Raw genomic sequence first — 15,835 nt, 5'->3', positions numbered from 1 at the left:
GAGCGCCCGCTGTCACACGACGATGTCGTCGGCCGTGTGCAGCGGGCGCCACCCGGTCTCGCGCACCCCGCGTCGGGGGAGGACGTCGGCGTCGGGCAGCGGGCCGAGGTCGACACCGGTGAGGGCGGCGACCGCGGCGACCGGCACCTGGAAGGTGCGGAAAGCTCCGAGCGGTGGGAGGGCGAGGCTGCCCTCCCGGGTGTCCACGAGCTCGGACTGGTCGAGGACGAAAGCGGCGGCCGCGAGCCCGTCCTCCGCGCGCCAGGCTGCGATCTTCCAGTACCGCAGGGGCACCCGGATGCCTCGGTACGGCGGATCGGTCTCAGCGAGGACGGGGGCGGTGAACACCGAGACACGCTCCGCCGTGGTCTCGGCATACGCGAGCACGTGGTCCTCGAGCCCGAGCCAGAGATCCTTCGACTGATTGAAGCCCGCCGCCTGGGGGGCGGCGTTCGGATAGGTGAAGGTCGCCTCCGCCGCGATGCGTGCCTCGTCGAGCTCGCCCCATCCCGGGTCGCGCCGGCGCACGAGGTGTCCGCGGTCGAGGTCGTTCCGGGCGTAGACCGTCGGACCCGTCTGCTCCTCCGCGGGCACTCGCGGGTCGAGCCGCCACTCACCCGTTCGCGGCAGTTCCCGCAGGCGGCTGCCGTCGATGGTGACGGCGGTCACCGCGGCGAGGCGCCGCTCCGGATCCAGCAGGACCGTGAACCGCGGTGCCGGCAGTGAGCGCACGGGCATCGGCGGCACGGGCAACGGCACCGGGATGCCGAGGAAGTCGGGGTCGTAGCCATCCGTCATGCCTCCATCGTGCCCGGCCCCGCCGACATCGGGCACTGTCGCCGACGGAGCTCGCCTCTTGCTGGGAATACCATACCCCCCTAGGGTATTAACACGAGAGACGCCGACCGGCGTCTCTTCCCGACGGAAATGGAGCACGACGTGTCATCGTCAACGAGAAGTCCCGCGCGATGGTGGGGGCTGACGCTCATCGCCCTGGCGCAGTTCATGGTCATCATGGACGCGTCCATCATCGGCGTGGCGCTGCCGCGGATGCAGGAGGATCTCGGGTTCACCCCGAACACCCTCTCCTGGGTCTTCAACGCCTACGTGATCGCCCTCGGCGGCCTGCTGCTCCTCGGTGGGCGCCTGTCCGACCTGTTCGGGCCGCGGCGCATGTTCGCCACGGGCTGGGTCATCCTCGGGGCGGGTTCCCTGGTCGCGGGGTTCGCGGGTGATGTCGCCACCGAGCTCGTCGGCCGGGTGCTGCAGGGGGCTGGCTCGGCCCTCATCGCTCCGGCCGCGCTCACGCTGCTCATGATGCTCTTCGCGCGCGACCCGCGCGAGCTCACGAAGGCGATGGCGTTCTACGGCGCGGCCGCCCCGGCCGGTGGTACCGCCGGTGTGTTCCTCGGTGGCGTCATCACCGAGTTCGCCTCGTGGCCGTGGGTCTTCTTCATCAACGTCCCGATCGCGGTGCTCGTCCTCGCGGTGATGTGGCCCTCCCTCCCCGGAGGAAAGCTCGGAGCGAAGGGCTCCGTCGACGTGATCGGCGCTCTGACGGTGACTCTTGGCCTCGCCGCCCTGGTCTACGGCATCGTCCGCGCCGAGGTCGTCGGGTGGGGTGCCGGTGAGACCTGGATCGCGATCGGCGCGGGTGTCGCCCTGCTGGCGCTGTTCCTGCTCATCCAGCGCGTGAAGCGCGAGCCGCTCATGCGCCTGTCGATCTTCCGATCCCCGAACCTCGGTGCCGCGAACCTCGCGCAGGTCCTGCTCGGCGCCGCGTGGATCCCCCTGTGGTTCTTCCTCAACCTCTACCTGCAGCAGGTGCTCGGTTTCAGTGCCTTCCCCGCCGGGGCTGCGCTGCTGCCGATGACCGCCCTCATCATGATCGGGATGATCGTGCTGGCCCCGCGGGTGATCGCCGCCTTCGGGCCGAAGGTGCCCATCGTGCTCGGGCTGATCGTCCTCGCCGCCGGCCTGGGGTGGATGGCCTTCATCCGCCCGGACGGGAACTACTGGGTCGATGCCTTCGGGCCGTCTCTGGTCGTCGCATTCGGGCAGGCCCTCGCGTTCATCCCGTCCCTGCAGGTCGCCATCTCGGCTGCGCCGCCGGAGGAGGGCGGGCTCGCCTCCGGCATCGTCAACACGAGCTATCAGGTCGGCTCGGCGATCGGCCTCGCGGCGGTGTCGGCGGTCGCCGCGGGTTTCGGCGCGAGCCACCTGGGCGACGCCGAGGCCCTCACTGCCGGATACTCGGCTGCGTTCGTCGCGGCCGGTGGGATCGCCCTGGTGGGCGCCCTGCTCGTCGCGGTGCTCTTCCGCACCCGCCGACCCGACCGGACGGTGGAGACGATCTCCACCCGCACGCTGTGAACACCGCGGAACCGGAACTGCCCCGCCGAACGAAGGAGACCACCATGTCCATTCCGAGAGTCCTGATCGCCTACGACGGATCCCCGAACTCCCGCGCAGCGGTGGAGGCCGCTGCGGCCCTGTTCCCGGGGGCGGAGGCCGTGATCTTCTTCGCCCGGCAGCCGATGGAGGGTCTTGCGGCGCACCTTCAGGGGCACCCGGTGCTCGAGAGACTGGAGGGCGTGGACGCGGCGCTCCTCGACGCGTCGGAGCAGGTCGCGGCTGAAGGAGCGGAGTTCGCCCGCACGCTCGGCCTCCGCGCCGAACCGCTGGTGTCGTCCAGCGTCGTCTCCGCGTCGGAGGCGATCATCGCCGCCGCGGAGGAACGCGACAGCACGCTCATCGTCCTCGGATCGCGGGGCCGACGGGGGCTCGCCGCGACGGTCCTCGGCAGCACCTCCGCGAACGTCCTTCACCATGCCACGAGGCCGACGCTGGTCATCCCCTCCGACGCCGCCGCCGCTCGTTCTGTCGCTCCGAGGGACTGACTCCCGGTGCTCTTCGTCTCGGCGGACTTCTCTGTGAAGCCGCCGGACGGAGGGCACTCAGGCCGGGCCGTTGTCCTCCGCGCGGCGTGCCGCCGCCTCCCGCATCCGGCGACGGATGCGCAGGACGATGAAGACGAGCAGCAGCAGGATCAGCAGGCCGACGACCACGTCGGAGAGCACGCCGCTCCACTGTTCGAGGATCGGCCGGATGGCAGGGCCGAAAGCGAAGCCGAGGCCGATCCAGATGCCGTTCCAGACCGCTGAGCCGAGCAGCGTGTACAGCGTGAATTTCCACAGGGGCATGCGCTCGATGCCGGCCGGGATCGAGATGAACGAGCGCACGAGCGGGACGCAGCGGCCGAACAGCACGGCGCCGCCACCCCACCGCGCGAAGAACGCCTCGGCCTTGTCGAAGTCGTCGTGGTCGAGGAGAGGGATGCGTCCGACGATGCGCCGCGTGCGGTCCCGGCCGACCGCGGCGCCGAGTGCGTACCAGATCCAGGCCCCCACCAGTCCGCCGATGGTGGCCGCGGCCCAGGCGCCCCAGGCGTTCATCCGCCCGTCGTAGGCGAGGAATCCGGCCGCGGGAAGGATCGCCTCGGAGGGGATCGGCGGGACGAACGTCTCGATGAGCACGGCGAGACCGACGCCCACCTCGCCGAGGGTCTCGATGAGGCTGAGCACCCAGCCGATGAAGCCGTCGTAGCCGGGAGCGGAAGCGGCGAGGGGCGGGGAGCCGGGGGTCATCGTGTCCTCTGTGGGGGATCGCGGTGATCGTGTGGGGTGCGGGAACCCGGTCCGTGAGGGCCGGCCGCGTCTGTACGCTATCCGGCGTACCTGGACCCTCCCTGCGTGCGCCGACGAGGGCGTGTCACGAGGGGTCGACGATGACGTCCAGCGCGACGCCGGCGCACGCCACCCGCGGCAGTTCGGCGAGACGACTGCCGCGGACGGAGTCCCCGGTCGCCCACCGTGGATCCGTGGATACGACGACGCGGCCGACGCCGTTGGTGAGCGTGACGTCTCGCCCCAACGCGGCGAACCGATGGGTGAGGTCGCGCTCGACGGCGGAGACGAGCAGATCGAGCCCCGCGACGCCGATGCGGGTCCCGTCGACCTCGGCCGGTACGGCGATGGTGATCGTGTACTCGTCGCTGCAGAGGTAGTCGACGTACGGGCCGGCCACGTGCGGCATCCCGCTCGTCATGGGCACGCGATACCACTCGAGGGCGCTGTAGTCGATGTTCTCCTTGTTCACCGACTGCGAGGCGAGCACGAGCTGACGCCGCTCGTCGCCCTGCCACCACGACAGGTGGCTCCGGGCATCGGAGACCAGGTCGATGGCGGCGATGAATCCGGCGCCGTACACGGGGACGGTGCGCAGGTCGAGGGTGGCGAGGGCGTACGGCTCCACGAGCGCGTCGATCTTCGCCATCGTGAGCGGTCCCATCCTGCGGGTCGCGGCGACTTCGGCGGCGAAGGGGTCGACCCAGCCGCGGAGCGTGCGGACGGGGTCGGCGAAGTACTCTTCGACGATCCGGGCCGCGGCCTGGATGGCGGTGTCTGTGGCAATGCTCATCGCGTCCTCCTGTGCACGTCGATGGTGATGCTCTGGGCTATCCGGCCGCGGACTGCAGCCGGATCAGTGCGTCGATGGTCTCCGTGACCATCCGTTCCGTTCGCGCTCCCGCGGCGTCGGCGTCGCCGGCCTCCACAGCGTCGATGACGGCGCGCAGGTGCGTGGCCTGCCGTCGCAGGTCGTCCGTGCCGTGCGCGATCAGCCGCAGGTAGGGCGAGAGCTCGGCCTGCAGCTTCATCTGCTCCCTGGTGAGCCGCGCCGACTGGCTCAGGGCGACGACCTCGATCTGCACGTCGTCGAGGAGACGTCGCTGCTGCTCGCCGCCGAGTCCGTCCAGGCGCTGCAGGCGGTCCCGCGCCTGCTGCGCCTCGCTCGGATCGGCCCGCTTCGCCGCGAGGCGGACGCACGCTCCGGTGATCGCGGCGTAGTGGGCGCCGAGGTCACGGAGGGCGAGGCGCGAGGTCGAGCGCAGGGCCTCCTCGGCGAACGACAGCGGGTCGGCGTGCGGAGCGACGAAGCTGCCGCCGTTGCGGCCGCGGCGGGTGACGACCAGGCCACGCCCGCGAAGGGCGAGCAGTGCCTCCCGCACCGTGACCGGGGCGACGCCGAGGCTCTTGGCCAGGTCTGCCTCGGAGGGGAGGCGCTCACCGGCACGGATGTGACCGCGCGTGATCGCGTCGACGAGGCGTCGTTCGACGAGCTCGGCGCGCCCTTCGTCGCCGATCGGCTGGAAGAGAGCGCCCTGCAGGCGGTGGGGGTGCGGGAGATCGTCCGGCGCCGTCGCGACTGCGGAATCGGTGGCCGTGTGCGGCGCGGTGCTCGATCCCATGGTGCGATTCTGCCCCTCCGTTGGCGAGTCGTGATAATTCGTTATTGAACTATTACATCTAGTTTTATACGTTTAGGGAACTCTCCCGTTCGACGACGACCCGAGGAGCGACATGATCGCCACGGCCCTGCCCGACCCCGCCCCTTCCGATCCGGTATCCGTCGCCGGTGCGGTCACGCTCTCCGGGGTCACGAAATCCTTCGGCGACGTCACCGCGGTGCAGGGGTTGGACCTCGACGTCGCGCCGGGGGAGTTCCTGTCGATGCTCGGACCTTCGGGGTCGGGGAAGACGACGGTGCTCCGGATGATCGCCGGCTTCGAGGACGTCACGACGGGAATCATCCGGCTCTCCGGGGCCGACGTCACGCGCACCCCGCCGCATGCCAGGGCCGTGAACACCGTGTTCCAGGACTACGCGCTCTTCCCGCATCTGACCATCGCCGAGAACGTCGGGTACGGGCTGCGCATCCGCAGGGAGCGGAAGACGGCGCGTCAGGAGCGCGTGCAGCGGGCGCTGGAGCAGGTGCGCCTCGACCACGTCGCTGACCGACTCCCGCATCAGCTCTCCGGGGGGCAGCGGCAGCGCATCGCCCTGGCGCGGGCACTGATCCTCCGCCCGCAGGTGCTGCTGCTGGACGAGCCGCTGGGGGCGCTCGACAAGCAGCTCCGCGAACAGATGCAGATCGAGCTCAAGCAGATCCAACGCGAGGTGGGCATCACCTTCATCTTCGTCACGCACGATCAGGAGGAGGCCCTGACCCTCAGCGACCGGGTCGCCGTGTTCAACGGCGGCCGCATCGAGCAGATCGGGACGGCGCGGGAGGTCTACGAGGCGCCGCAGACCGCCTTCGTCGCGCGCTTCCTCGGGCTGTCCAACCTCATCGAGGCCGATGTCACCGCTCAGCTCACGGGGGAGAAGGTCACCATGAGCGTCCGCCCGGAGCGGCTGCGGCTCGTCGCCCCTGACGCCGTGCTCCGTGACGGTGAGGTCGCGCTCGCAGGCACCGTCCGTGAAGTGATCTACACCGGACCGGCAACGCGCTACCTGGTCTCCGCCGACGCCGGTCTCGACCTGATCGTCGAGCGGCCGAACGCCCTCCCCGACGCCGCCGACATCCGCCGCGGCGACCACGTCCGCGCCGTCTGGTCTCCCGACCACGCGGCGCGGCTGCCCTGAAACACCCGTCCCCCTCAGCACCGATCACGAAGGAGCGATCCATGCGTACCAAGACCCTGGCCGCCTCGGCCCTGGCGGCCGTCGCCGCCCTCACCCTCTCCGCCTGTTCCGGCGGCGAGGCCGCCCCGGAAGGGAACGGCGAGATCCAGATCGACGTCCCCGACATCGCGATGATGGACGAGCTCGGCGACAACGAGAAGGAGGTGAACATCATCGCGTGGAGCGGGTTCGTCGAGCCCGCATGGAGCGATGCGTTCACGGCCGAGACGGGGTGCGTCGTCAACCGCCGCGTCGCCGGCACGAGCGACGAGATGGTCCAGCTCATGCGCACCGGCGACTACGACCTCGTGTCCGCCTCCGGCGACGCGAGTCTCCGGCTCATCGCGGGTGGCGACGTGCAGCCGCTGAACCTCGACCTCATCCCCAACTTCGGCGACGACATCGTCGAGGGGATGAAGGGCCAGATCTACGACACCATCAACGGCAAGTCGTACGGCATCCCGATCGGCCGCGGCGCCAACATCCTCCAGTACAACAGCGAGGTCGTCACCGAAGAGCCCACGAGCTGGGACATCGCGTGGGAGAAGGACAGCCCCTACGCGGGCAAGGTCATCGCCTACGACGCCCCGATCTACATCGCCGACGCCGCGGTGTACCTGATGGCGCACGAGCCCGACCTGGGCATCACCAACCCGTACGCGCTCGACGAGGAGCAGCTCGCCGCCGCGGTCGACCTGCTCAAGCAGCAGAACGACATCGTGTCGGAGTACTGGTCCGACCCCGCGGCGCAGATCACCTCGTTCGCCGGCGGCACCACGGTCGTCGGCACCTCCTGGGAGGTGCTGCGCAAGCTCGCCGAGGACGACAAGTTCAAGAGCGTGCTGCCTGAGGAGGGCTCCACCGGGTGGTCTGACGCCTGGATGCTGGCCGCGGAGTCGAAGAACCCGAACTGCGCCTATGCCTGGATGGACTACGCCTCCTCGCCCGAGGTCAACGGCGCCATCGCGATGAACTTCGGCATGGCCCCCGCGAATGCTGCGTTCTGCGACACGAGCGAGGAAGCGCAGGCGCACTGCGACTACTACAACGCCACCGACGAGGAGTACTTCGAGAAGGTGTGGTTCTGGACCACCCCGATCGAACAGTGCATCGACGGTCGCACCGACGTCACGTGCACGAACTTCCAGCAGTGGACGGACGCCTGGCTCTCGGTGAAGGGCTGATCCGCCGCGGGGGGCGGGCTTCCCGCCCCTCGCCTCCTCCTCATAGAACGGGACCGAAATGAAGCGTCGTCTCCGCATCGCCGGACTCTTGGCCCTCCCGCTGACCTGGCTCGTCGGGATCTACATCTTCTCCCTCGTCATGCTGCTGGTGACGGCGTTCTGGGTGACCGATCCGTTCACGTCGAAGGTGAAGCCGGGGTTCACGCTGCGCAACTTCGAACAGCTCTTCGTGAACCCCGCCTACCTCTCCACGTCGCTGCGCACCCTCGGCATCGCGCTCGCCGTGACCGTCCTCGCCGTGCTCGTGTCGGTTCCGCTCGGCATCTTCATGGCCAAGGTCGCCTCTCCGTGGCTGCGTGCGCTGCTCGCGGTGTCGATCACGCTGCCGCTGTGGGCCGGGTATCTCGTGAAGGTGCTCGCGATGCGCATCACCTTCACGGAGCAGGGTTTCGCGAACTGGGCGCTGGCACCGTTCGGCATCTCGGGGCCGGGTTTCACGATCGTCACGGTCGTGCTCACTCTCACCTATCTGTGGCTGCCGTACATGGCGGTGCCCGTGTACACCGCGATCCGTCAACTGCCACCGAACCTCTTCGACGCGTCCGCCGATCTCGGGGCCGGAGCGCTGCGCACCGTCGTCACCGTGGTGCTCCCGCTCATCCGCCCCGCGCTCATCGCCGGCTCCGTGTTCACCTTCTCCCTGAGCCTCGGCGACTACCTGGTCGCGCGGTTCGTCGGCGGTGACACGCAGATGATCGGCAGCGTGATCGCCTCCAACATCAACCTCAACCCGCCGCTGGCCGCCGCGTACTCGCTGGTGCCCATCGCCTTCGTCATCGTCTACCTCGTGAGCGTCCAGCGCACCGGGGCTCTGGAAAGGATGTGAGGCCGCCATGCTGAGACTCTCCCGCACCTCCACGATCGTCCTCGGGGTCGTCGTCGCGATCGTCCTCGCGTTCCTGTACATCCCGCTGGCACTCGTGGTGCTGAACTCGTTCAACGCCGCACGGATCGCGAGTTGGCCCGTCCCCGGCTTCTCCCTCGAGTGGTGGGGCAAGGCCTTCACGAGCGACGCGGTGCGCGCGGCACTGCTCAACTCGGTCCTCGTCGCGGCCGGCGCCACCGTGATCGCGGTCGTGCTCGGCACGCTCGTCGCCTTCGCGCTGCAGCGCTATTCGTTCTTCGGGCAGCGAGCGGTGAACCTCCTCGTCGTGCTGCCGATCGCACTCCCCGGAATCGTCACGGGTGTCGCGCTGAACAACACCTACAACCGCCTGCTCGAACCCATCGGCATCCAGGTCGGGTTCTTCGGGATGATCATCGCGCACGGGACGTTCTGCATCGTGATGGTCTTCAACAACGTCCTCGCGCGCCTGCGTCGCATGAACCCCGGAATCGAGGAGGCGTCACGCGACCTGGGGGCCACGCCGTGGCAGACGTTCCTGCTGATCACGCTGCCGCAGTTCCGCAGCGCGCTCATCGCGGGCGCCATCCTCGCCTTCGCCCTGAGCTTCGACGAGGTGTACGTGACGATCTTCACCGCGCCTCCCGGCGTGGACACGCTTCCGCTCTGGATCATGAACCAGATGGCCAGGCCCAACGAGGCGAACGTCGTCAACGTCGTCGCGACCGTGGTGATCCTGGCATCCTTCATCCCGGTGTGGATCACGCAGCGCCTGGGGCGGGAGGTGGGGGAGAGGGACTGACGGACGGTATGGGCGTTGTCAAGGCGCTCGCCGGCCCCACCGGTCCTCCGCGATCCTGGGGGCACACCAACCGAGGAGGCATCATGAGCGATCCGCGACAGGACGAGACGACCGGGTTCCACGGGGAGCCGCCGACGGCGAACAACGGCGAGGGCGACACCCCCGAGGTCGACGTGACCGACCTGGAGCCGGAGGAGATCGAGGACGGCGTGGAGGTCGACGACCGTCCCTGACGGGGTGGGATATTTTGACATAGGCCAAAATCTCCCCTACCGTCGAGACATGGGCACGGCGGAGAGCAGAGACGGTGGGACCGAGGCGATCCGCGGTGTCACCGCTGCGGAGATTACGGAGAGCGTGCGCGACCTCGTGGAGCGGGGGACCCTCGTCGCCGGTGATCGTCTGCCGCCGGTCCGCACCCTCGCCGAGCGGCTCGGTGTCAACCGCAACACGGTGCTCGCCGCGTACCGCTCGCTCGTGAACGCGCGCATCGCGACCACCGGCGGGCGAACCGGGACGACGGTGCTCGGTCCGGCCGCCACCCACGACGAGGGCTTCACCCCGGGGACCGCCCTGCGGGACATCGGCAGCGGCAACCCGCAGCCGGCGCTGCTCCCCGATCTGGCGGCCGCTCTGAAAGCGGTCCAGCCGACGCCGGTCCTCTACGGCGAGTCCGTGATCGACGCCGGGCTCGCCGAATGGGCGACGCGGTGGATCGCCGAAGATCAGGCGCGTCCCTTCCGGCTGTCCGTCACGGCCGGTGCCGTCGACGCGGTGGAGCGGCTGCTCGCCCAGACGCTGGTGCACGGCGACCGGGTCGGACTCGAGGACCCCTGCTTCCTCTCCAGCATCCAGACCGCGCGTCTGGCCGGCTACACCCCCGTCGCCATCCCGGTCGATGCCGAGGGGATCACGGTGGACGGGCTGCGCGAGGCGCTGGAGAGCGGCGTGCGCGCGGTCGTCTGCACGCCCCGCGCACACAATCCGACCGGCGTCAGCATCAGCCCCGCCCGGGCCGCCGAGCTGCGTGAGGTGCTCGCGCCGTATCCGCACGTCCTCGTGATCGAGGACGACCATTTCTCGCTGCTGGCGCCCACTCCGTACGCGAGCATCATCGGGCCCGCCCAGGAGCGCTGGGCTCTGGTGCGGTCGGTGTCCAAGTTCCTCGGCCCCGACATGCGGTTGGCCCTCACGGCCTCCGATCCGGTCACCGCCGAGCGGCTCGCCCTCCGGCTGAGCCCCGGCACCATGTGGGTGAGTCATGTCATGCAGCAGCTCGCCGCGGCCATGCTGCGCGACGACGAGGTGCATCGCCTGATCGCGGAGGCGGGCGGCCGGTACGCCGTCCGCAATCGCTCGTTCGCGGCCCTTCTGTCCGCGCGCGGCCTGGACGTCCGTGCGGAGAGCGGCCTGAACGTGTGGGTCGACGTCCGCGACGAGGCTCCCGACGTCGCCGCCCGGCTCGCGCGGCGTGGCTGGCTCGTCCGAGCGGGGTCGGAGTTCGCGCTGGAGCCCGGTTCCGCCGGTGCGCACCACCTCCGTCTCACCGTGCACGATCTCGACGACGCCGAGTTGCGGCGACTCGCCGACGACGTGGCGGCGTCGGCCGGCCCTGCGGCCACGGAGGCGGACGTATGACCGAGAGGAACGTCCGGGAGGCGATTCGCATCGGGCGCTCGTCCCGGCTGGACGGTGTCCTCTACGACCTGCGCGGGCCGGTGGCGGAGCGGGCCGCAGAGCTGGAGTCCCGGGGTGAGGAGATCCTCCGGCTGAACATCGGCAATCCGGCCCCCTTCGGCTTCGAGGCGCCGCCGGTCATCGTCGAGGCGCTCCGGGCGGCCCTGCCGCACGCCCACGGGTACTCCGAGTCCCCCGGCCTGCCGGAGACGCGGGAGGCCATCCGCGCGCACTATGCGCGCCGCCCCGGATTCCCCGCCCTCGGGATCGACGCGGTGACCGTCGGCAACGGCGTCTCCGAGCTCGTGGGCCTCACCCTGCAGGCGCTGCTGGAGCCCGGTGACGAGGTGCTCATCCCGAGCCCCGACTATCCGCTGTGGACGGCGTCGACGGTGCTCGCCGGGGGCACGCCGGTGCATTACCCCTGTGTCGAGGAGTCGGGCTGGCTCCCCGACCTCGAAGCCATGGCGGCGGCGATCGGCCCGCGGACGGTCGCGATCGTCGTCATCAATCCGAACAACCCGACCGGAGCCGTGTACGACCGCGCGACGCTCGAGGGCATCGCCGAGCTGGCCCGCCGCCATGGGCTGCTGCTGCTCTCGGATGAGATCTACGATCGCGTCGTGTATCCGGGCTTCGCGCACGTGTCGATGGCGCAGGTCGCACCCGATGTGCCCTGTGTCACCTTCGCCGGGTTGTCGAAGACCCACCGCGTCGCGGGGTACCGCGCGGCATGGGCGCTCACGACCGGGTTCGCCCGCGACGACCCCTTCCTCTCCGGGGTGCGGTTGCTCGCGTCGATGCGGATGTGCGCCTCGGTGCCCGCGCAGCACGCGATCACCGTGGCGCTGAACCAGGACACCTCGCTGGACGCCCTCGTCTCGGCGCAGGGGCGGCTGACCGTGCAGCGCGACGCCGCCACGGCGGCGCTCCGAGCGATTCCGGGCGTGGAGGTGCAGGAGGCGGGCGGCGGGCTCTACCTCTTCCCGCGCCTCGACCCGGAGGTCTTCGGCATCGTCGACGACGAGCGGCTGGTGCTCGACTTCCTCGACGCCGAGCGCATCCTCCTCGTGCACGGCCGCGCCTTCAACGGTGCGGACACGGACCACGTGCGCATCGCTTTCCTCCCCGAGGTGGGCACCCTGGTCGACGCGGTGCAGCGCTTCGGTCGCTTCCTGCAGGGGTATTCGCCGCCGGGGGCATGACGATATCCGACCCGGTGGAGTGACCGAGTGGCCAGGTCGCGGCCCGCAAGACCGCGTACGCAGGTTCGAATCCTGCCTCCACCTCCGATCCGGCTCGCTCCGAGCCTCCCCGACGAAGGGCATCTCCATGCACAAGGACCTCATCCCCGCCGCCGCGCCGCTCATCGGCGACGAGGAAGTGGCGGCCGTCGAACGGGTGCTCCGCAGCGGAATGCTCGCGCAAGGGCCCGAGGTCGCGGCGTTCGAGGAGGAGTTCGCGGCGCAGTTCGCCGACGGCCGCACGACCGTCGCCGTGAACTCCGGGACGAGCGGTCAGCTCCTCGGGCTCCTCGCCTCCGGTGTCGGTCCCGGCGACGAGGTGATCGTGCCGTCCTTCACCTTCGCGGCCGTCGCGAACTCGGTGGTGCTGGCCGGTGCGACGCCCGTGTTCGTCGACATCGAGCCGACGCACTTCACCCTGGATCCGGCGCGGGTCCGCGCTGCCGTCACCGCCCGTACGAAGGGCATCATGCCGGTGCATCTGTACGGGCATCCGTTCCTCGTGGACGGTATCGAGGAGGTCGCCCGTGAGCACGGGCTCGACGTCTACGAGGACGCCGCGCAGGCGCACGGCGCCTCGTGGCGAGGGCGCCCCGTGGGCACCATCGGTGCTTTCGGGATGTTCAGCCTGTATCCGACGAAGAACATGACCGCGATCGAGGGCGGCATGGTGACGTGCGCCGACGAGCAGACCGCGCGCAGGGTTCGTCTGCTCCGGAATCAGGGAATGGAGACCCAGTACGCGAACGAGGTCGTCGGTTACAACAATCGGATGAGCGAGGTGCATGCCGCCGTCGGCCGGGTGCAGCTTCGTCGGGTCGCCGCCTGGACCGTGCAGCGGCAGCGGAACGCCGCCTTCCTCGATTCCGCCCTGAGGGGTATCGACGGGCTCACCGTGCCGGCGGTCGCCGACGGGGCCGTGCACGTGTACCACCAGTACACGGTGCGGATCGCCGCGGGTGAGCGCGATCGGGTGCGCGAAGCTCTCCGTGACGAGCACGGCGTGGGCTCCGGGGTCTACTACCCGATCCCGAACCATCGGCTCCCCTCGCTGGCCCGCTATGCCCCGGCCGATGCGCTGCCGGAGACCGAGAGAGCGGCACGGGAGGTGCTCTCGCTCCCCGTCCACCCCGCGCTCTCGGCCGGCCACCTCGACCGGATCGTGAGGGGGGTCGCCGCGGTGATGTCGGCGGGGGGCTAGGCTCAGGCCGCCAGTCCGAGCCAGGCGCGTGGGGAGCGGCCGAGCCGCTGGGCGAACGCCCGGGAGAACGCGGAGGCGCTCGCATAACCCAGGTCTGCGGCGACGGCGCTCACCGACATCCCGGCGCGGAGCTGCTCCTGGGCGATCGTGAGCCGCCACTCCGTGAGGTAGTCGCCGGGTGCGCGGCCCACCACCTCTTTGAAACGCGCCGCGAAGGCACTGCGCGACATCGCCGCGGTCCGGGCGAGGGCATCGAGCGTCCACGGATTCCCGGGCGCTTCGTGCATCGCGACGAGGGCGGGCGCGAGGCGTTCGTCGGCCAGGCCGGGCAGCAGCCCGGGCGGCAGGGTGAGTTCTTCGGAGTGATCGAGCATCCAGCGCAGGAGTTGGATGAGCACCACCTCGAACAGGCGGTCCGCGAGCAGCGGGCGACCACAGCGCACGTTGTCCACCTCTGCGAAGAGCAGGTCCAGTGCCGGCTCGAGGGTGGAGACCTCATCGAGGGGCAGGACGATCACGGCGGGGAGGGTGCGGACGAGCGGATGCGTCGCGCCGCCGTCGAAGTCGATCGTCGCGCAGGCGAAGTCCGATTCGTCCGTCGGTGCGTTGAGGAAGGTGTGATCGAGGGGGCGCGGGAAGAAGAGCAGGCTCGGTCGCGTGATGGTCTCGCGCTCGATGCTGCCGTCGGGGCGCTGGTGCGTCACCTCCATCTCCCCGCGTCGCAGCACGTGGAGGAAGCCGTGCCCCGCGCTGGCCGCGAAGACCGTGGTGCCGCAGAGGGGGCCGGTGTGGAACAGGCGGCTGCGCACGCGGAAGCGGTCGAGCAACGGGGTGAGGCGATCGAGCGGTGGCATGCCTCCATTCTTCTGGACGATCTGCAATGAAAGCAAGACCATATGATGCGCAAAGTGCGGCAGAAGCGGGAACACTGGAGGGGAAGCCGAACACGGCTCATCTCGAAACAAAGGAGCATCCCATGCCCAACGTCCCTCTCGTCGACCGTGAGACCGCCACCGGCCCCGTCAAGGACCAGCTCGAGCAGATCGGCTCGGCCTTCGGCGCCGTCCCGGCGATGTTCCGTGCGGTGGCGAACTCGCCCGCCGCCCTCACCAGCATGTGGAGCGCCTTCGGTGCCTACGGCGGGGGGACGCTCGGCGCCGCACTCGGTGAGCAGATCGCCGTCGCCGTCGCGAACCGCAACTCGTGCGGCTACTGCCTCGCCGCGCACACGGCGCTCGGCAAGAAGGCCGGTCTGTCGAAGGACGTCCTGGCGGAGGCGCAGGACGGCAAGTCCGACGACCCGCGCACGGCGGCCCTGCTCGCGTTCGCCCTCAAGCTGGTCGAGGAAAGGGGCCAGGTGACCTCGGCCGACGTCGATGCTCTCCGTGCCCACGGCTGGACCGACGAGCAGATCGTCGAGACGATCGGTCAGGTGGCGCTGAACCTGTTCACGAACTACGTGAACATCGCGCTCGATGTGCCGATCGACTTCCCGACGGTGCCGCTGCGTCGCGCCGCCTGAGGTCGAGGGGAGCAGAGGCCGGATTCGCTGGGGGTCCGGCCTCTTCCGCTGCCCGGTGTCGTCTAGGCCTCGACGGCGTCCAGCCAGTCGTTCAGCACGCGGGTGGCGAGGGTCTCGAGCCGCGGCCCGTGGGTCTGCGCCTGCCGGCGGATGGTTCGCGGGTCGATACCGTTGTGGTGGAGTTCGTGGGCGTGGCCGATGAGCCAGCGCTCGATAGCCCGGTGATCGGCCTCGAGGTGGAACTGCAGGCCGAGGGTGCGGCCGACCGCGAACGCCTGATGGGGGAACCCGGGAGTGCTCGCGAGCGAGAGCTCGCCGGCGGGGATCGCGAACTCGTCTCCGTGCCAGTGGAGCACGGGCTCACCGTCGAGCGGTGCGAGAACGGAGTCCCTGCCCGCCGGGGTGAGGCTGAGCGGGGCGTAACCGATCTCCACGGCGCCGGTCGGCCGCACGTGCGCGCCCAGGGCCTCCGCCAGGAGCTGCGCGCCGAGGCAGACGCCCAAGGTCGCGCCGCCGTTGTCGAGGCGAGCGGTGACGGCTGCCTTCGAGGTGCGCAGGAACGGATACCGGTCGTCGTCGTAGACGCCGATCGGTCCGCCGAGGACGACGAGCAGGTCCGCGGCGGTGAGGGCATCCGGGTCGACGTCGTCGATGCCGGCGTCGAGCATGGTGGTCTGATAGCCACGCGCCGTCAGCAGGGGCGCGAGGATCCCGAGATCTTCGAATGGGACGTGGCGAAGGGCGATCGCTGTTCTGGGCGGGGTCGACACGATGGCG

The 15,835-nt window shown here is 70.1% G+C and carries 17 protein-coding genes and 1 tRNA gene; 12 read left to right on the top strand and 6 right to left on the bottom strand.

All coding sequences use genetic code 11. The annotated features are described in order from the left end of the window. Positions 1-12: 12 nt before the first annotated feature. Positions 13-798, bottom strand: a complete 786-nt coding sequence (locus tag FY549_RS01860; RefSeq protein ID WP_149083574.1) for a DNA/RNA non-specific endonuclease — start codon at positions 796-798, stop codon at positions 13-15. Between the two features lie 141 nt (positions 799-939). Here FY549_RS01860 and FY549_RS01855 point away from each other — a divergent pair, with 141 nt between their 5' ends. After that, positions 940-2,373 carry an MFS transporter gene (locus FY549_RS01855; protein WP_149083573.1) on the top strand — a complete coding sequence of 478 codons (1,434 nt, stop codon included), beginning with the start codon at positions 940-942 and terminating at the stop codon, positions 2,371-2,373. A gap of 44 nt (positions 2,374-2,417) precedes the next feature. After that, a complete protein-coding gene (locus FY549_RS01850) occupies positions 2,418-2,900 on the top strand; it encodes a universal stress protein (protein ID WP_149083572.1) in 483 nt (160 codons plus the stop codon). Between the two features lie 57 nt (positions 2,901-2,957). Here the strand turns inward: FY549_RS01850 and FY549_RS01845 are convergent, their stop codons facing one another. The 3 genes from FY549_RS01845 to FY549_RS01835 all read right to left on the bottom strand — a co-directional run bounded on the left by FY549_RS01845 (position 2,958) and on the right by FY549_RS01835 (position 5,308). After that, a complete protein-coding gene (locus FY549_RS01845; protein ID WP_149083571.1) occupies positions 2,958-3,647 on the bottom strand; it encodes a DedA family protein in 690 nt (229 codons plus the stop codon). Positions 3,648-3,771: 124 nt separating this feature from the next. Beyond that, complete coding sequence (locus FY549_RS01840; RefSeq protein WP_149083570.1) at positions 3,772-4,479, bottom strand: cache domain-containing protein; 708 nt, start codon at positions 4,477-4,479, stop codon at positions 3,772-3,774. A gap of 37 nt (positions 4,480-4,516) precedes the next feature. Next, on the bottom strand, positions 4,517-5,308 hold the full coding sequence (locus FY549_RS01835; RefSeq protein ID WP_149083569.1) for a FadR/GntR family transcriptional regulator: 792 nt from the start codon (positions 5,306-5,308) through the stop codon (positions 4,517-4,519). Positions 5,309-5,420: 112 nt separating this feature from the next. On the opposite strand from FY549_RS01835, the gene FY549_RS01830 reads away from it, so the two are divergent. From FY549_RS01830 to FY549_RS01795, 9 genes are all read left to right on the top strand, one after another. Next, positions 5,421-6,485: an ABC transporter ATP-binding protein gene (locus FY549_RS01830; RefSeq protein ID WP_149083568.1), complete on the top strand. Its 1,065-nt coding sequence runs from the start codon at positions 5,421-5,423 to the stop codon at positions 6,483-6,485. 41 nt (positions 6,486-6,526) lie between these two features. Then, complete coding sequence (locus FY549_RS01825; RefSeq protein WP_149083567.1) at positions 6,527-7,708, top strand: extracellular solute-binding protein; 1,182 nt, start codon at positions 6,527-6,529, stop codon at positions 7,706-7,708. 58 nt (positions 7,709-7,766) lie between these two features. Further along, positions 7,767-8,594 (top strand): ABC transporter permease, encoded by an 828-nt coding sequence (locus FY549_RS01820; RefSeq protein ID WP_149083566.1) that lies wholly within the window; start codon positions 7,767-7,769, stop codon positions 8,592-8,594. Positions 8,595-8,601: 7 nt separating this feature from the next. Beyond that, positions 8,602-9,414, top strand: a complete 813-nt coding sequence (locus FY549_RS01815) for an ABC transporter permease (RefSeq protein WP_149083565.1) — start codon at positions 8,602-8,604, stop codon at positions 9,412-9,414. Positions 9,415-9,497: 83 nt separating this feature from the next. Continuing rightward, complete coding sequence (locus FY549_RS16405) at positions 9,498-9,647, top strand: hypothetical protein (RefSeq protein ID WP_159463170.1); 150 nt, start codon at positions 9,498-9,500, stop codon at positions 9,645-9,647. A gap of 49 nt (positions 9,648-9,696) precedes the next feature. After that, positions 9,697-11,052, top strand: coding sequence for an aminotransferase class I/II-fold pyridoxal phosphate-dependent enzyme (locus FY549_RS01810; RefSeq protein ID WP_149083564.1), 1,356 nt, complete (start codon positions 9,697-9,699; stop codon positions 11,050-11,052). Then, the gene (locus FY549_RS01805; protein WP_149083563.1) at positions 11,049-12,296 is read left to right on the top strand and encodes an aminotransferase class I/II-fold pyridoxal phosphate-dependent enzyme; all 1,248 of its coding nucleotides are present in this window, start codon (positions 11,049-11,051) and stop codon (positions 12,294-12,296) included. Before FY549_RS01810 ends, FY549_RS01805 begins: the two co-directional genes overlap by 4 nt. 13 nt (positions 12,297-12,309) lie before the next feature. Next, positions 12,310-12,380 (top strand) — tRNA-Cys (locus tag FY549_RS01800). A 43-nt stretch (positions 12,381-12,423) separates the two neighbouring features. After that, complete coding sequence (locus tag FY549_RS01795; RefSeq protein WP_149083562.1) at positions 12,424-13,536, top strand: DegT/DnrJ/EryC1/StrS family aminotransferase; 1,113 nt, start codon at positions 12,424-12,426, stop codon at positions 13,534-13,536. A 2-nt stretch (positions 13,537-13,538) separates the two neighbouring features. On the opposite strand, the gene FY549_RS01790 is transcribed toward FY549_RS01795, so the two are convergent. Beyond that, a complete protein-coding gene (locus tag FY549_RS01790; protein WP_149083561.1) occupies positions 13,539-14,390 on the bottom strand; it encodes an AraC family transcriptional regulator in 852 nt (283 codons plus the stop codon). Between the two features lie 122 nt (positions 14,391-14,512). On the opposite strand from FY549_RS01790, the gene FY549_RS01785 reads away from it, so the two are divergent. Beyond that, positions 14,513-15,058, top strand: coding sequence for a carboxymuconolactone decarboxylase family protein (locus tag FY549_RS01785; RefSeq protein ID WP_149083560.1), 546 nt, complete (start codon positions 14,513-14,515; stop codon positions 15,056-15,058). A 62-nt stretch (positions 15,059-15,120) separates the two neighbouring features. On the opposite strand, the gene FY549_RS01780 is transcribed toward FY549_RS01785, so the two are convergent. Next, entirely contained in the window at positions 15,121-15,828 is a 708-nt protein-coding gene (locus FY549_RS01780) for a glutamine amidotransferase (RefSeq protein ID WP_149083559.1), read from the bottom strand. Positions 15,829-15,835: the final 7 nt, after the last annotated feature.

The organism is Microbacterium sp. 1S1 (assembly GCF_008271365.1).
In the GTDB taxonomy this organism is placed as follows: domain Bacteria; phylum Actinomycetota; class Actinomycetes; order Actinomycetales; family Microbacteriaceae; genus Microbacterium.
This window is presented reverse-complemented; position numbering and strand designations above follow the sequence as displayed.

Bases quoted from the DNA above. Each gene is read 5' to 3' on its own strand.
- FY549_RS01860 (WP_149083574.1), bottom strand. From the start codon at position 798: ATGACGGATGGCTACGACCCCGACTTCCTCGGCATCCCGGTGCCGTTG.
- FY549_RS01850 (WP_149083572.1), top strand. From the start codon at position 2,418: ATGTCCATTCCGAGAGTCCTGATCGCCTACGACGGATCCCCGAACTCC.
- FY549_RS01845 (WP_149083571.1), bottom strand. From the start codon at position 3,647: ATGACCCCCGGCTCCCCGCCCCTCGCCGCTTCCGCTCCCGGCTACGAC.
- FY549_RS01840 (WP_149083570.1), bottom strand. From the start codon at position 4,479: ATGAGCATTGCCACAGACACCGCCATCCAGGCCGCGGCCCGGATCGTC.
- FY549_RS01835 (WP_149083569.1), bottom strand. From the start codon at position 5,308: ATGGGATCGAGCACCGCGCCGCACACGGCCACCGATTCCGCAGTCGCG.
- FY549_RS01830 (WP_149083568.1), top strand. From the start codon at position 5,421: ATGATCGCCACGGCCCTGCCCGACCCCGCCCCTTCCGATCCGGTATCC.
- FY549_RS01825 (WP_149083567.1), top strand. From the start codon at position 6,527: ATGCGTACCAAGACCCTGGCCGCCTCGGCCCTGGCGGCCGTCGCCGCC.
- FY549_RS01820 (WP_149083566.1), top strand. From the start codon at position 7,767: ATGAAGCGTCGTCTCCGCATCGCCGGACTCTTGGCCCTCCCGCTGACC.
- FY549_RS01815 (WP_149083565.1), top strand. From the start codon at position 8,602: ATGCTGAGACTCTCCCGCACCTCCACGATCGTCCTCGGGGTCGTCGTC.
- FY549_RS16405 (WP_159463170.1), top strand. From the start codon at position 9,498: ATGAGCGATCCGCGACAGGACGAGACGACCGGGTTCCACGGGGAGCCG.
- FY549_RS01810 (WP_149083564.1), top strand. From the start codon at position 9,697: ATGGGCACGGCGGAGAGCAGAGACGGTGGGACCGAGGCGATCCGCGGT.
- FY549_RS01805 (WP_149083563.1), top strand. From the start codon at position 11,049: ATGACCGAGAGGAACGTCCGGGAGGCGATTCGCATCGGGCGCTCGTCC.
- FY549_RS01795 (WP_149083562.1), top strand. From the start codon at position 12,424: ATGCACAAGGACCTCATCCCCGCCGCCGCGCCGCTCATCGGCGACGAG.
- FY549_RS01790 (WP_149083561.1), bottom strand. From the start codon at position 14,390: ATGCCACCGCTCGATCGCCTCACCCCGTTGCTCGACCGCTTCCGCGTG.
- FY549_RS01785 (WP_149083560.1), top strand. From the start codon at position 14,513: ATGCCCAACGTCCCTCTCGTCGACCGTGAGACCGCCACCGGCCCCGTC.